Origin of the sequence: Planococcus maritimus, from assembly GCF_001592825.1 — a bacterium.
Classification (GTDB): domain Bacteria; phylum Bacillota; class Bacilli; order Bacillales_A; family Planococcaceae; genus Planococcus; species Planococcus maritimus_C.
This window is the reverse complement of sequence record NZ_LTZG01000011.1, coordinates 248,515-262,979: the sequence shown is the minus strand read 5'-3', so window position 1 is coordinate 262,979 and position 14,465 is coordinate 248,515. Positions and strand designations below refer to the sequence as shown.

The 14,465-nt window shown below is 39.6% G+C and carries 15 protein-coding genes; 12 read left to right on the top strand and 3 right to left on the bottom strand.

Going from position 1 to position 14,465, the window contains the following annotated elements:
• Positions 1 to 44 precede the first annotated feature (44 nt).
• The 7 genes from AY633_RS09855 (at position 45) to AY633_RS09825 (ending at position 5,600) form a co-directional block, all read left to right on the top strand.
• Positions 45 to 950 carry a restriction endonuclease gene (locus AY633_RS09855; RefSeq protein WP_068488201.1) on the top strand — a complete coding sequence of 302 codons (906 nt, stop codon included), beginning with the start codon at positions 45 to 47 and terminating at the stop codon, positions 948 to 950.
• 168 nt (positions 951 to 1,118) lie between these two features.
• Positions 1,119 to 2,990, top strand: a complete 1,872-nt coding sequence (locus AY633_RS09850; protein ID WP_068488200.1) for a PDDEXK-like family protein — start codon at positions 1,119 to 1,121, stop codon at positions 2,988 to 2,990.
• A 106-nt stretch (positions 2,991 to 3,096) separates the two neighbouring features.
• On the top strand, positions 3,097 to 3,477 hold the full coding sequence (locus AY633_RS16735; protein ID WP_222101832.1) for a DUF6998 domain-containing protein: 381 nt from the start codon (positions 3,097 to 3,099) through the stop codon (positions 3,475 to 3,477).
• Positions 3,478 to 3,714: 237 nt separating this feature from the next.
• Entirely contained in the window at positions 3,715 to 4,083 is a 369-nt protein-coding gene (locus AY633_RS09840) for a hypothetical protein (protein ID WP_068488199.1), read from the top strand.
• 12 nt (positions 4,084 to 4,095) lie between these two features.
• A complete protein-coding gene (locus tag AY633_RS09835) occupies positions 4,096 to 4,875 on the top strand; it encodes a hypothetical protein (protein ID WP_068488198.1) in 780 nt (259 codons plus the stop codon).
• A 291-nt stretch (positions 4,876 to 5,166) separates the two neighbouring features.
• The gene (locus tag AY633_RS16825) at positions 5,167 to 5,301 is read left to right on the top strand and encodes a hypothetical protein (protein ID WP_260804554.1); all 135 of its coding nucleotides are present in this window, start codon (positions 5,167 to 5,169) and stop codon (positions 5,299 to 5,301) included.
• On the top strand, positions 5,271 to 5,600 hold the full coding sequence (locus AY633_RS09825; RefSeq protein ID WP_068488196.1) for a hypothetical protein: 330 nt from the start codon (positions 5,271 to 5,273) through the stop codon (positions 5,598 to 5,600). The genes AY633_RS16825 and AY633_RS09825 overlap by 31 nt, the downstream gene beginning before the upstream one ends.
• A gap of 90 nt (positions 5,601 to 5,690) precedes the next feature.
• Here the strand turns inward: AY633_RS09825 and AY633_RS16875 are convergent, their stop codons facing one another.
• Positions 5,691 to 5,957: an OsmC family protein gene (locus tag AY633_RS16875; protein WP_313903508.1), complete on the bottom strand. Its 267-nt coding sequence runs from the start codon at positions 5,955 to 5,957 to the stop codon at positions 5,691 to 5,693.
• A gap of 26 nt (positions 5,958 to 5,983) precedes the next feature.
• A complete protein-coding gene (locus AY633_RS16870; protein ID WP_313903507.1) occupies positions 5,984 to 6,142 on the bottom strand; it encodes an OsmC family protein in 159 nt (52 codons plus the stop codon).
• Between the two features lie 500 nt (positions 6,143 to 6,642).
• On the opposite strand from AY633_RS16870, the gene AY633_RS09815 reads away from it, so the two are divergent.
• Positions 6,643 to 8,673, top strand: a complete 2,031-nt coding sequence (locus AY633_RS09815) for a Piwi domain-containing protein (protein WP_068488195.1) — start codon at positions 6,643 to 6,645, stop codon at positions 8,671 to 8,673.
• A gap of 110 nt (positions 8,674 to 8,783) precedes the next feature.
• Complete coding sequence (locus AY633_RS09810) at positions 8,784 to 9,965, top strand: DUF3800 domain-containing protein (protein WP_068488194.1); 1,182 nt, start codon at positions 8,784 to 8,786, stop codon at positions 9,963 to 9,965.
• A gap of 194 nt (positions 9,966 to 10,159) precedes the next feature.
• Here the strand turns inward: AY633_RS09810 and yfkAB are convergent, their stop codons facing one another.
• Positions 10,160 to 11,290: a radical SAM/CxCxxxxC motif protein YfkAB gene (yfkAB, locus tag AY633_RS09805; RefSeq protein WP_068488193.1), complete on the bottom strand. Its 1,131-nt coding sequence runs from the start codon at positions 11,288 to 11,290 to the stop codon at positions 10,160 to 10,162.
• A 222-nt stretch (positions 11,291 to 11,512) separates the two neighbouring features.
• Between yfkAB and AY633_RS09800 the strand changes: the two genes are divergently transcribed.
• The 3 genes from AY633_RS09800 to AY633_RS09790 all read left to right on the top strand — a co-directional run bounded on the left by AY633_RS09800 (position 11,513) and on the right by AY633_RS09790 (position 14,382).
• Entirely contained in the window at positions 11,513 to 11,839 is a 327-nt protein-coding gene (locus AY633_RS09800) for a hypothetical protein (protein WP_068460628.1), read from the top strand.
• 384 nt (positions 11,840 to 12,223) lie between these two features.
• A complete protein-coding gene (locus AY633_RS09795; RefSeq protein WP_068488192.1) occupies positions 12,224 to 13,528 on the top strand; it encodes a PQQ-dependent sugar dehydrogenase in 1,305 nt (434 codons plus the stop codon).
• Between the two features lie 296 nt (positions 13,529 to 13,824).
• Positions 13,825 to 14,382, top strand: a complete 558-nt coding sequence (locus AY633_RS09790) for a hypothetical protein (RefSeq protein WP_068488191.1) — start codon at positions 13,825 to 13,827, stop codon at positions 14,380 to 14,382.
• Positions 14,383 to 14,465 lie beyond the last annotated feature (83 nt).

Sequence of the window (14,465 nt, the reverse complement as noted above, 5' to 3'; positions counted from 1 at the left end):
AGAATCGGCAATTTAAGAAAACTCATCAGAACAGGGGGGCAACTATGATTCCAGGATACCAAGAATTTATGTACCCATTATTGAAACTTCTTGGAGATAGAAACGAACACACTTTGCGTGACGTTTATATTCATTTAGCTAATGAATTTGACTTATCAGAAGAAGAGAGAGAAGCATTGCTGCCAAGTGGTAAGCAGAAGATCTTGCATAATCGCATTGGCTGGGCGAGAACCTACCTGAAGAAAGCGGGATTATTGAAAATCGTCCGTAGAGGAGTCTTTGTTATTACAGAAGCAGGGCTGGATGTGTTAAAGAATCCACGAGTTTTAGCTATTGATAATGCCTTTCTCATACAATATGAAGAGTTTCGTGAATTTAAAAACAAAGAAAAAATTATTGCTCCACCTAAAGTGAATCCTGATGATAATTCCATTACACCTTTGGAAAAAATCGAGCAAAGTTATGCAGTCCTAAAAGATGAGATAAAAGAAGAACTGTTAGAGAAAGTGAAGAGCGGGACCCCACTGTTTTTTGAAAGAATAGTGGTAGAGCTGTTGGTCGCAATGGGGTATGGTGGTTCAATGAAAGATGCTGGCCAAGCGATCGGCCGCTCAGGCGATGAAGGAATAGACGGCATAATTAAAGAAGATGTTCTTGGTCTCGATATGATTTATCTCCAAGCAAAACGTTGGGAAAATACTGTCACCCGTCCAGAACTTCAAAAATTTGCTGGAAGTCTAGACGGCCAGCGTGCTAAAAAAGGTGTATTTATCACCACATCTAACTTTTCCGAGGGTGCTAAAGATTATGTGAATATGATTGATAAAAAGATTATTTTAATTGATGGGGATGCGTTGACTGATTATATGTTCGCCTACAATATCGGGGTTAGCCAAGAAGAGTCCTTTGTTATTAAAAAAGTAGATGAAGATTTTTTTGAAAGCGAATAATTTTATAGAACATATATAAAGATGATGCTAGGGATAAAAAGAGTTTAAGTATGAGAACTTACGATGTCGATTCGTAAGTTCTTTTCTATATATTCGAAATTATACTGAAATATTTGAGGGAAATGATAAAATTAAAGGAAAATATCACCAAAATTTGAGGAGCTTACTATGACCCACTCTCTAGAACAAATCGCACAACTCGAACACTCCAAAGAATTCGCACGGCTGCACCAGAAGTTCCATCAGTTCAATCCGTTGAAAGTGTTGCGGGTGGATCAGTTTGAAATCCGCCACTCGAATATTTTGGCTTGGCTGCTCAATCCGAATGAGACGCATCAACTGGGCAGCTTCTTTTTGAAGAAATTGCTGACACGTCTTGTGATGCGTGCGGAGAACGAAGGAAAAGGGGACGGAATCGACTTTTTCTCGTTTCTCTATAGTTCATTCCATGATGCGGAAGTGTCACGGGAAGTGAAGACGCATACGAACCGGATGATCGATTTGCTTGTCCATGTGCCGTCGCAGAAACTGGTGCTCGTTATCGAAAACAAATTCCATGCCGGTGAGTCGAACGGACAGCTCGTGGATTATTTGGCTTACGCTAAAGCTGAGTTCCAAGAAGCTGGCTATACGGTGCTGCCAATCTTCTTGACCTTGGCAAATGATGAACCGTCAGATGACAGCTATTTACTCCTAGGATATGAGGATGTGCTCGAAATCATCGAGCAGCAACTTGAGTTCTCGAAAGAAACGATCGCGGATGCCATTTATGATTTTTTATCGTTTTACATAGAAGTCTTGAAAGAACAATTGGTCCATGACGCGGAATCGGTGGAATTGGCGCTGACAGTGTATGAGGAAAATAAAAACGCCATCGATTTCCTGTTCTTGAGCCAGAATGATAATTTCAAGAAACAGGCGGTCTATAAAGGCCTGTATAAGCAGCTTGCCAAGTTGGATGAGTCGGAGAAAACAGCACTGCGAAAAATCTATGAGGCGAAGAAAAAGACCATCGATTTTGTCTTCAATATCGGCGGAAATGTCATTCGGGAAGCTTTTCTCGACTTTGTTAAAGAAGCGGACATGCCGGAAGAAACCTATGCGGCGCATATTCGTTTTCCCCACTTCGTCTTGCCGGATTGGTTTGATTTCCAGGAGACGTTAGGGGAGCCGGCATCTGCGTATTGGCTCGGCCAGGCGTTCATCATTTGGTTCGAACGGCAAGTCGGTGAGCGCTTGAAAGTTACCGTGGAAGTCGGGCCGATTCCATATGAAGAGAGGCTTCGCTTGCTGACGGAGTTGGAGAAGCGCGGTGTCAGCTTCCAGCAGAGCGGCAAGCAAGAAGGGAAAAAGTACACCAGAATTTATACGGCTTGGACAGATGTCGGCGACTGGGCATCCAAGCAGGAAGTGCTCAAGAGCATGTTCGTGTTATATGATGCACCAGAGCTGAATGACTTGTTCCGGAAGATTGCGGAGTCGGTTGAAGTAATGGGAGCTGCTGTGGAGGAAGTAGAAGAAATAACGGAATCCAAACTGGAAAAAGTCTTGAACAAATCAACTGTCCCGCCAATACCGAAAGAAGCTTTCGACTTATTTTGCGCTACGCACCATATTGCGGAGGCAGAGCGGAACTATCATTGGCGAAACCCATCCTTTGTAGTACCCGCCTTTACGAGAATAGAAGAACGGTATGGCATGAGTCGGTTTGACTGGTGGTGGCATAACGGTGCACTGTTATTCTGGTTTGACCAATTACGAGATGGAAGGCTAAAACTCGTACTCGAACTGGGACCACTACAAGGAGAAGACAGAGTGGCATTGATCAGTGAGTTGGAGATGCTAGGAGTAACTTTCAAGGCAGTTTCAAAGTTAAGAACAGCTGCCTATACAAGGCTTTATTCAAATACTAAAGTAATCGAAGACTGGCAAGACGCACAACAAGTGGCTGAGGAAATGACTAAACTCTTTCAGCATCCGCGCCATCAGGAATTGTTGGCGAAGATTGAGGCAGTAAGCATGTCGAGTTCGGATATCTAAGGGGGATACAAAATGGCACTGACACAAGTGCAGATCATCCAATCACTCGGGGAAGCGATGAGCTGGCTCGAGCGAGAAATCAGTTGGGGGAGCAGATCCGAGAGAATTGCGCCATTTGATTGGGCGCATGGGCGAGCTGTATGTCGCCATGTACACGAACGGCAATATGGCGGATGCAGTGAACGAACGTGGCTATGACGTCGTGACGAAAGACAATGAGCGAATTTCAGTGAAGACGACCGCGCGAATTGGCAGTACCGGGTTCGTGGCATTTAATCCGAATACTTTGGATTTAGCGGACCGCGTCATCATCTTGCGGTTTAACCAGGAAGAAATGGAACTAAAGATTTTATTGGATGCTCCGATTGACGAAGCAAAGCGACTGATGACGGAACGGCCAGACGGAAAACTTTCCATCGCTATGTCGAAGCTCTTTAACGTCGATGAGAAAGTACGCAGCGATGAGCAGATCAAAGTGTCTAAGTAAGCCCACTATCATGACTACCTGATCAAAGAACTCGAAAGTGGCAGTATCGAAGTTCACGAAGGGGAGCGGAAGCATCAAGTGGTGAAGCCCGTTCTAAGGAGGATTGCGGATGCGCTGTCGATTCCGATTGTGAATGGGAATGGTAATCCTTGTAATACACGTCAACTTGGGGCGGTAATTATTCGGGCGTTGAAAGAAAGATAAAAAGTCAAAAAAGCTGGAATGGAGAATTGGCTTATGAAACCTTCAATTGAAGAAGTAAAGATAATAGAAAAAGTGAAGTTTTGGGAAGAACAAGAGAAGATTAATGCCGTTTTAGTCGATCGATTACTTAAATTAAATAATGAGATTGCAATACTAATGGACGGGATGAAATTACAAGACGAAGAATCGAAGATGAATGCTTCTAAAATAGCAAATTTAATAACCGAATATAAAACATTATCAATGGAAATTTCGCAACAAAGCAATCGAATAAAAAATCTTGAAGAAATCGTGAATTCTTTAGAGTTAACCGATAATAGTGGTAAAGGATTAAAAGCGACTCATGTCAGCTTTGTTTTGTCGATTATTGCCTTAGCATTTAGTGGGATAGCGTTACTTTAGGAGTGGGAGATATTGAAAATTCCAAGTCATTTAAAGAATATGAGTGGGGAATACTTGTTTCAAGAAGGAGGAGTTTTTTTACAAAGTGGATTAATAAACAAGTTATTTAATAAATCTGATGAATTAAAAAGAAGGATGAATGAAGAAAGATTATTTGAAATTTTTGGCGTAGATAAGTTAGGTCCACGAGATTTAATGGAGCCTTTAAATGAATTTACTAGAAAAAATATAGAAAAAACTATTGCTGAATTTGATAGTGGGATGATAAATGAGTTTGAAGATAGTTATGCGTTTATAGAAGGATCGATGAGTGAGGTTAGTGAAGCCATGCAACAAATGGGAATTGATTTACCGGAAGGTTTGGACCTTATTCCATGGATTTCAGAAATTTTACTTGGAATAAGACTGTTATTAGATGTTAAAGCAGTTAACAATGATTTCGAAGGAATTTCAAAAAACGTTAAAACGAATATTGCTGCTGCTAAAGTGTTAGTATTAATGTCTAAATTTGGAGTAACAGCTACACTCAGTACGGTAGGAGGGTTGGCAGGAGGGGCGACGGGCGCTTCCTTTGCAGGAGTAGGAGCAGTGGTTGGAGCGCCTATCGGTACTCTTACTGGTGCGATAGCAGCCGGGCAATTAAATAAAAAAGTTGCCCCTCACTCCCAGGATCTGGCATACAAGCTATTAAAGCTGGAGAAAGAGGATTTAGTTTATTACAAGAATAAAATAAAAATTGATGAAATAGGGTTCAAACTCCTTGAAACAAGAAAACAACTAGAAATAATTTAGACTTCGATATATTCCAAATAAATTAAAATAAAAAGTCACCGTGAGTGAAAAGTGATTTTTGGTAAAAGTAATTAGGGAATGAATGAAAGCAGATTATAATAAAAACAGGTGATAATGGCTCGTTTTAAGAAAGAAGCTATTGTTGAGGTTATTACTGCAAATAAAGGGGGAATTAAAAGTCTTTTCGTGCTAAACAAGTGAATGGAATTAATTAGAGACGTAACAGAGTTAATCTTAAAACTTATACGTAAAGTGCTAGCTTTAAATGACAAATCTAATCAGGAGGATGAAATGGAAAAAGACAAACCAAATAAAGATAAATCAATGCCAAGAAATTCTCCATTCAAGTCCAAGGAAGAGCTGCTGAAAATTTTGGCTGACCTTGGAAAAAAGTTTTGGAAACAGGGGAAATCAAGAAAGAAGTAACAACTGCAGATCAAGCTTCCACTTCCGAATATCTCTCAGCACTAGAAGTAACCTTAACTGCTATTAATCAAGAGATTATGAACTGTACAGACACTGAAGAAAAGTTGATGCTCTATAAACAAAGAGCAAATATTATTGATAAGATGGAAGAAGAAAAGAAAAATCAGCGTCATTTTAATGAGAATAGAGAAGCGGAAAATCGGATTCATTCGAAAGCGGTGTTCGCTGTCGTTGCATCAGTCGCTGTTGGCGCAGGGAGTCTTGTAGCCAAGAGCTTATTAGAAAACAAAAGAACATAAGAATAGAGTTTAAACCGAACTCCAAATGAGGGACACTTGAAAGTGGCTCCCATTTGGGGTTTGGTTTATTTATAAAGATAGTAAATAATATTATTTTTTATACCACTTGGATTCAATCGCAATCCCAGCATCCACAATCAAATTGTAGATAGGGCATCTTCTTTCGACTTCATTTTTCAATTCCTCCAGACGTTCCTCGCTTTCATCTGTTGAAAAAATCGCTTCAAAACTGACTGTTTGGAAATGGGTAGAGACGTCTTCAAGGCCTCTCATGCCGCGTGCGTCGATAGTACCACTGTTTTCGAACTCGATGCCGTCATACGAAAAGTTCTGTTCCTTCACAATTAAGCCGATCATAACGGATGTGCAGCCAGTCAATCCACCTAATAAGTATCAAGTGGATTCGGCCCTTCATCGGTGCTTCCTAACTGTTTCGGTTCACCAACGATAAAAGGTGCGAACTCCCTTGTATAAATAGACGTTTTCAATTTCCCTTCCCAATTTCCGCTTGTTTCCATTTTCACTAATTGTTTTGTCTTCATTTCAACAATTCTATTCTATGGTGAACATAAAGGTTCAATTATTGATTAATTATTTCAAATTGAAAAAAACTCAAGTGAGAAATTTTATTCCGACCATAATGGGGAAAATAACCGGCGTTTACACTTGTAGAAAATGTTTGGGAATTGTTTCACTCTGTTAAGAGATGCCAAGAAAAATATTCTAATATTAATAGAGTTGTATTTAGAAACTCAAGAATATGAAGTGCGACATCTTATAAAGTACTAAAGTTTTAAGGAGTTACTGAAACTTTCTGACTTTTAAATCGTATATTTAGGTAAATAATAGTAAAAGAGGCGAGAATACGGAAGCTTATATAACAGAAGCAGTTGCAAATGAAAAAGCAAACACCATTAAAGTCCACATTTATAATTTTCCTTTAGAAAATCAAGATGATCGATATAAAGGAGTCTCAGAAATTTGCAGAACACTTAAATGGAAGAATAGAAACAATGTCATAATCTATCGGGAAAGCAGTATTATGGCTATTGCTGAGATCAAGGATATGGCAGGTTATGAAGCAAAGTCATATGACTACCGCATTATTGATGAACATAGTAATTTTGAGTGTGGTTTGTTAGAACAACTTATCAAAGCGAGTTTATTAAAGGCGGGGACCCATCGCCTCGACTTAAAGCAAGTGGGATATGATTTGCAGAAAAAACAAGGGGAAAAAGCTGGTGAAGTACTCGTATACCCTGCGTTATCTATTCATGTAAATATTATCGATAATAAGATACATATTGGATTTAATCTTACTCATAAATTTGAGTATACTATTACCCTTCAACAAATGATTGAACGAAATGGGGTAATAAAAGATCAACTGGAATTAGTAGATACCTCAAATCCCTATAGTAATTACACATACTTTTTTGATCATTTGGCTGATTATGGAGTTTATGATAATTCTCCTTTAATGAATCAATCCATCGTTGAATATTTTAACCAAAAAGGTCAAAAGTTTAAAATCGGTCTACTCTCGAAAAGTACAAAGGTTGCTCATGTGAAAACGCGAGATGGCAAATTAATTGTGATGGCAGCACAGTTTTTAAAACCTGTGTGCAGTTACAAATCAATGAAGGCAAATGAAATTTCAGCAGTAAATAAAGTGATTAGGCTTAAACCATTATTTCGCATGAAACAGACAATGGAAGATTCGTTGGATATTTTAAACAGCGTAAAGTACTTAACCTTTTCTCCTGAACCATTTTTAGCGAAAAATAATGGTTATGAAATAAAGAAATTGGAAGATTCGACTGTCTTATTTGATAAGCCGCAAAAGTGGCCAGTTTATGGATTAAAGAACGGAAAAATTTATAAAGGCGGGGAAATGACAGTAAGTCTCTTTGTAGATGAAACAACACTAAACGAATCAATAGATAAGGTTTTTGTGTATAAGTATTTCTGCATCTTAAGAGAAATTGCTAGAAAACATGGAGTCAAAATTGATATTAGTAACCAAACAAGGAGTATAAGTGGCAAGTTGAACCAGGAATTTTTCAAGAATTTTGACTGGCAGATAAAAGAGCATGAAGCAGTATTTAAAAACACGACTGTTTTAGCTGTACTGAGTGTGCCTCATCTTGAACTGTATGAACCTTTTAAAAAACAATTCGGGGGAAACTGGGATATTTCTTCACAAGTTATTTCTGTTGAGCGATTAAAAGAATTTCAAAAGATGTTATCCAGTAATAAGGAACTTTCATTTAATCCAAAAGATGATGAAGCTGTTAAAAGGATAGCGTTAAGCGTTCAAAATGATAGAAACCTGTCTTATACTTTCTACAATATATTATTAGGCTTGTATGTGAAGAGCGGAATGCAACCATGGGTTTTGAATAAAAAAACAAATTCTGACTGTTTTATTGGGCTTGATGTCAGCCACGAAAAAGGCCGCAGTACAGCAGGCATCATTAACGTTATAGGAAATGATGGACGCCTAATAAAGCAATCAGCAGTTGGTGGAGCAAATGCGGGAGAAAAAGTTAGTGATGAACTTCTAAAAGATACACTCAATGAAGTGCTTCATAAATATAAAGTTCAATTTGATGAATTGCCTAAACATGTAACTATTCACCGTGATGGTTTTTGGAGAGAAAACACCGAACTAATCTCAGAGGTGCTAGGAGCAAAGGGGATTCAATTCGACATTGTAGAAGTGATTAAATCCCCTAAACGTCGAATGGCTTATTATGACTCAAAGGATAATAAAATGGAAACACGTCAAGGCACTTATTACTTTAGAGGCAAAGAAGCGTTATTATGTGCAACGAATCCACGAGAACAAATCGGTATGGCTCTTCCGATTAAAGTAGTTCAAAAAACGAGTACGTTAAGTTTTGAGCAAGTTATAAGCGATGTATATGCATTATCCTTCATGCACGTCCATGCGTTGAACAAAACGAGACTTCCGGCTACTACCCATTATGCAGATCTAAGTTCAACTTTTTATCAGCGAGGCATGGTTGCCGCACGTACTACTAATGAGACTCATTTGCCTTTTGTATAACTTAGTACAAGTTTGCAAGAAATATAGTTGGTTGCCCCTTGGTTAGTAGAAATTAAAAATAAACTACTATGTCATTACTTTATGTGTAAATCTAAATTGGGAGTGGTTTTATGAATAAAGGATTAGAAGAAGTCTTGGAAGAAATGGATAATGAAGTAATAAACGAAGAAGAGATTATTTTAGTAGATGAAGAGAAAGAGGCAGAGCGTATAAAAAAAGGTGAAGAGCTTTGGATTGCTGTACAACAAGGAAATACTAAACATTTGATAACTAAAATTGCAACTATATTAAATAAATATCCTGAAACAAGAAATTCAGATGTTGCTCTTATGATTAAGTATTGGGAGATATTTCAAGAACATCGAGGAGGATCTGTAAGTTTTGAGAAATTATTTGAACTCGAACGATTAACCTCTATAGCAAGAGTACGCGCTAAAATTCAAAATGAATACCGCTTATTCCAAGGTGATAAGAAAGTTAGAAGATTTAGAAGGGACAATGAGGAAATCCAGAAAGAAATTCAAATAGCAACTAAACCCGCAGTTGATTATATTTCAATATATGCGGATGAAAGTGGAAAAAACGATGAGTTTGCAATTGTAGGTAGTGTATGGATTCTAGCAAACGAAGGAGAACTTAACAGTAGTTTAGTTGAATGGTCTCAACAAAGAAAGCAAGAAGATATTTCGTTTCCTGACGAATTTCATTTCAATAAATTAAAAAATAACGGCAACAATCTTCAAACTTATAAAGATTTTGTAAACTTCGCTATTAGTAATGGTCACATGGTAGGGTATAAAGCTCTAGCAGTAAATCAAACTAAACTTAATATTTCTATAGATGATTTAAATACAGAATTATTTTATCAGTTAGTTAGAATTGGGATGGAACATGAAAGCGAAAGTGGAAGAATTCAATTGCCGAAACAAGTAGCTTACTTTAAGGATAAAGAAGATGGTGAGAGTGCACTTCGGATAAATCAAATAAAGCAATCTTTAATTGATAATTTTAAAATACATTATGATGAAAAGGTGAAATTAAATGCTTTTCATTCATTGGATTCTAAAATGAGTAGACTAATACAAGTAGCTGATTTATTTACAGCAGCAATTAATAGAAAGATAAATCATCAACAAAAAAATCCCGAAGCCAATCTAAATGCAAAAGATGAATTTGCTGATTATCTATTCGAATTACTTAATATCGAGGTACTAAATTATAATGCTGAACAGATAGCAGAGACAGCAGACCAATCAAAAAATGATTTGGCTACATTATATATTTTTGACTAGATAATTATAATGTTCTCTAATAACGACATCAAGAAATTCAAATTTAAAGTTGAATTTTATTGATTGAAAAACCTAGCATAGTTGCTGGACCTGAATGAGGCGCACCAATATTTCCCTAGGCGGGTGTCTTAACTCCCTTAAAACTCAAAAACCCGATCCTGCGTAAAGTTTCCACGCCAGATCGGGTTTATCATTTAAACGATAATTCTTGATTTTTGGGCGGTGAAATCGATGTCTGGGTAGTAGGCATCTTTCACCAATAAATTCGGTCCGAGGCATTTGGCGGCTGGGCAGTGGCAGGCGATCGTTTTGGCTAATGGCCGCTCCAGCCAGCGGTCAAGCATCGCCGGCAGTGAATCGTGCTGGATATTGCCCATCGCGGGTGTGTCGCCGAAATCGGTGACGATGACTTCGCCGGTGAAGATATTCACATTGAGCCGTGAGCGTCCGTCCGGGTCGTTGCGAACGGTGACGTTTTTGCTTGAGTAGATGCGGTTCAGGAGTTGAATGTCTTCGTCGTTTTGGCTGCACGGGTAAAACGGCAAGGTACCAAAGAGCATCCAGACGTTTTCATCGCGGGCATCCAGTAATTCGTGGATCGCTGTTCTCGTTTCATCGAGCGACAGCACTTCCAATTGACTGGCGAAATCGCTTGGGTACATCGGATGCACTTCGTGGCGCGCGCATTTCATTTCTTCAATGATTTGCTTATGTATGCTCTTCAGGTGAGGCAATGTCCGCTTGTTCAGCATCGTTTCCGCCGACACCATAACGCCTGCTTCTGCGAGTGCGCGGCTGTTGTCGATCATGCGCTGGAACTGTTCAGCCCGCCGCTCACGGGAAGGCTTGCGTTCCATATTGGCAAATCCGCCATCGACAAAATCATCGATGATGCCCCAGTTATGGGAAATGTGCAGGACATCCAAATAAGGAGCGATTTCCATATAGCGGTCCAGCGGCATCGTCAGGTTTGAATTCATCTGGGTGCGGATGCCGCGTGCATGGGCGTATTTCAAAAGAGGCAAGACATAATTGGCGACCGATTTTTTCGAAAACATCGGCTCTCCGCCCGTCAAACTGATGGTCCGCAAATGAGGGATTTCATCGAGGCGCGAAAACAGCAGCTCGATTGGCAGCGCGTCCGGATCTTTGTGCTCAAGCATATAGCCAACCGCACAATGTTCACAACGCATATTGCATAAATAAGTCGTGGTGAATTCGATGCTGGATAGGGTCAATTTCCCGTGGTCTTCGATATCCATATACGCTTCCCATGGATCGTATTGAGGGGTGATTTGTTTACGTGATGTGGTCTGTTTTTCCATATGTATCGTACTCCTATTCATTTTTTCGACACTTAAGTATGCGCTTTTCAGGTGGCTCACGCAAGAGCTTGTTTAAGGCGTCATGCAGTAAATGGACGAGTTTTATTTCTTTTTTTATCACTTTATTAACTAAAAATTCTATTTTTTTGAGCTTTTTACTAGTAATCAAACGTTTGTTCTGATATATTAAAAGTATACCACTATGGAATGAGGTGCGTTTCGATGGTGCTGGCAATCAAAGAAGTGAACGGATTCGAAAAAGGGATGGATTATACACGGGATCTTGAATTTTTGTCCTGCTTTCAAAACGACGAACACCGGGTCGTTTCTTTACTAGATAGTGAAGGCAATGTTTTCTATTGGACGACGACGGAAGATTCGCCCGAGTATCGAAATTTCCGCTTGAAATCGACCTATACATTTAAAGTGAGTTATATATCGACCATATTGGGCGCTTCCAACCCGAAGGTCATTATCGCCGAATTAAAGGACCTCTCAGCTAGACAACATATGCACGGCAAGGCCAAACGTTTTAAATTACATGCCTGATTCACATACATCATCGCCCTGTGTCAAAACTGATTCGTGGGCTGCAATTGCAGATAAAATAAGCCGTATCTAGAAACCTTAAAGGTTACTGGATACGGCTTTTGTTTGTGAGTGGATGGTGGCGGGTAGCCGGCTTTCAAACGCTAAAATCCTAAAAGCCTCCAGATACATATTCAACACACAGCCATTGCTTGGCAGTCGCAACTGCTACGAATTCATTTATTCTGCAAAAATTAGTTTACTAGAATAGTTTGAAGGGAAAAGTATTAGCATCAAGGGATTTTAGTGACGGTATGAAATTCTGAACCAATTGTTGGTGTTGATTTCAATAAACGGAATTCGAAATAGATTCGGTTTAAAATTTTAGAAACGGGGAGGAACATGATGATGAAAATTACGTGGTCGAGAATGATGTTCGGTACGATGCTGATGTCTTCCATGGTTTTAGCAGCATGTGGCGATGATGAGGCTTCAGATGAAGGGTCAACGGATGACTCGGATGCGCCAACAGAAGAAAGCTCTGGTGAAGGTACTGAAGAGGGCACGAATGAAAGTGCGGAAACTGAACCGAAAGTGACGGAGTTTGAACCAGCGTTCCCGGAACAAACACGAGCACCGGCAGTAGAGACGGAAACGGAACTCGATACAGAAGTGGTCGTTGAAGGTCTTGGCGTGTCTTGGGGCATGGAAGAGTTTGAGACCAACCGCATACTTGTGACGCAACGAGATGCGGCGGAACTGTTGATCGTCAACCTGGAAGACGGTTCTGTGTCAGATCCAATCGAAGGAACACCAGAAGTGAATAACGAAGACCAAGGCGGTTTGTTGGATGTCACGGTGGCACCGGATTTTGAGGAATCTCGAATGGTCTTTCTGACGTTTTCCGAAGACATTGAAGGCGGTACGGTAACGTCTGTCGGTAAAGGGATGTTGTCAGAAGATGAAACTTCACTCGAAGATTTTGAAGTGATCTTCCAAGCAACTCCGGCATATGAAGGCACACTCCACTATGGCGGGCGCATTATCTTTGACGATGAAGACAACTTGTTCCTAACGACAGGTGAACGTTCAGATGTCGAAAGCCGCGACCGTGCACAAGAATTGGATGCTTACTTAGGGAAAGTCATTCACATTACACAAGACGGAGAACCAGTCGAGTCGAACCCGTTTGTGGAAGATGAAGACGCGCTCGATGGCATTTACAGCTACGGTCACCGCAATATTCAAGGTATCGACTATAACCCGGCAACAGGCGACTTATGGATTGTCGAATTCGGCCCGCAAGCTGGGGACGAATTGAATATCATTGAACCAGGCAATAACTATGGATGGCCAGTTGTTTCTTATGGCCTCGAATACTCTGGTGAATTCGTTAATGATGGCGTTTCAGAACACGAGGAGCAAGGCTTTGTGGAACCAAGATATTATTGGGATCCAACGAGTGCGCCAAGTGGCATGTCATTCTATGACAATGACGCCATTCCTGAATGGGAGAACAATATGTTCATCGGTGGCTTAGCGCCGAACTATATTGTCCGTGTCGTTGTTGAAGACGATATGATCGTCGGCGAAGAACGTCTATTGACTGATGAAGTCGAACGTTTCCGCGACATTCTTGTCACAGAAGACGGCGCACTTATTGCCAGCACGGATGGCGGTTCGATCTACCAGATCACTGCAGCAGAGTAAGTTGTCGGCGATCAGTAAATAGTAAAGAAGCAGGCCATCACGGAAGTTCGTGACGGCCTGCTTTTTTGTTTTTTGTACAAATGAGAATAGTAAGGATTCTGACAGTACGCGGGAGAGCGTAAAATATCTTGTGTAAACGAATTTATAGAGCAAGGTTTTACTTATTACACATCATTTTTGACGGTCTAGCAACCGCTAAAAACCACAAATAATATTAATGTTTACAATTATTAGAAAATTAGTTAAAGTTAAATAGAGTTGAATGTTCCATATACTGGTTTATGGAGTGAGCCGAATTGAAAAAGAAAATTATTCTACTTATTTTAAGCATTGCCCTATTCCTAACTTTAGTTATAAGTGTTAGCGGTTATGTGTATCCTTTTTCACCCATCGGCTACACAAAATCCGTCACCGTTCAGCATGGTTTTACGGATAAATACGATAGCAAATTTGAAGAAATAGAAAGTATGCTCAATAATGCAAATTCGGATGATATTTTTCTGGATCAATTAGAGGTTACTCTAGAGACAGTAGATTTAAACTGGCTACGGTCAAATGAGATGCAAAAAGTGAATCTAAATCAATTGCAAAAAATGGAATTGGAAGCTCAAGATCAATACCAAGGAAATTTAGAATTATCGAGAGTGTATGAAAATATTGACGCGAACTCTTTGCAATACTTAAACGCTTTAACAGATTTTTTTAAGAAAGTGGAAGATCAATTACAAAAAATTATATACCCTGAATTAAGCTCACGGTCTAACATCGAAGAGAAAGTGTCTCATTTACCGTCAAACTATTACATGATCCTTGTTAACTTGGAACGTTTGGTTGAAGAATACCAAAAAAATTAAAGGGCTTGTCATAATTGCACACAACGATCTACACCACAAAATGCCACATCTGCAGCCATACTGCGGATGTGGCATTTTGATTT

What these genes read in the sequence shown, in the direction of transcription:
- AY633_RS09850 (WP_068488200.1), top strand. Translation starts at nt 1,119, where the DNA reads ATGACCCACTCTCTAGAACAAATCGCACAACTCGAACACTCCAAAGAA.
- AY633_RS16825 (WP_260804554.1), top strand. Translation starts at nt 5,167, where the DNA reads ATGGAAAAAGACAAACCAAATAAAGATAAATCAATGCCAAGAAATTCT.
- AY633_RS16875 (WP_313903508.1), bottom strand. Translation starts at nt 5,957, where the DNA reads ATGATCGGCTTAATTGTGAAGGAACAGAACTTTTCGTATGACGGCATC.
- AY633_RS09795 (WP_068488192.1), top strand. Translation starts at nt 12,224, where the DNA reads ATGATGAAAATTACGTGGTCGAGAATGATGTTCGGTACGATGCTGATG.
- AY633_RS09800 (WP_068460628.1), top strand. Translation starts at nt 11,513, where the DNA reads ATGGTGCTGGCAATCAAAGAAGTGAACGGATTCGAAAAAGGGATGGAT.
- AY633_RS09815 (WP_068488195.1), top strand. Translation starts at nt 6,643, where the DNA reads ATGGCTATTGCTGAGATCAAGGATATGGCAGGTTATGAAGCAAAGTCA.
- AY633_RS16870 (WP_313903507.1), bottom strand. Translation starts at nt 6,142, where the DNA reads ATGAAGACAAAACAATTAGTGAAAATGGAAACAAGCGGAAATTGGGAA.
- yfkAB (WP_068488193.1), bottom strand. Translation starts at nt 11,290, where the DNA reads ATGGAAAAACAGACCACATCACGTAAACAAATCACCCCTCAATACGAT.
- AY633_RS09840 (WP_068488199.1), top strand. Translation starts at nt 3,715, where the DNA reads ATGAAACCTTCAATTGAAGAAGTAAAGATAATAGAAAAAGTGAAGTTT.
- AY633_RS09810 (WP_068488194.1), top strand. Translation starts at nt 8,784, where the DNA reads ATGAATAAAGGATTAGAAGAAGTCTTGGAAGAAATGGATAATGAAGTA.
- AY633_RS09855 (WP_068488201.1), top strand. Translation starts at nt 45, where the DNA reads ATGATTCCAGGATACCAAGAATTTATGTACCCATTATTGAAACTTCTT.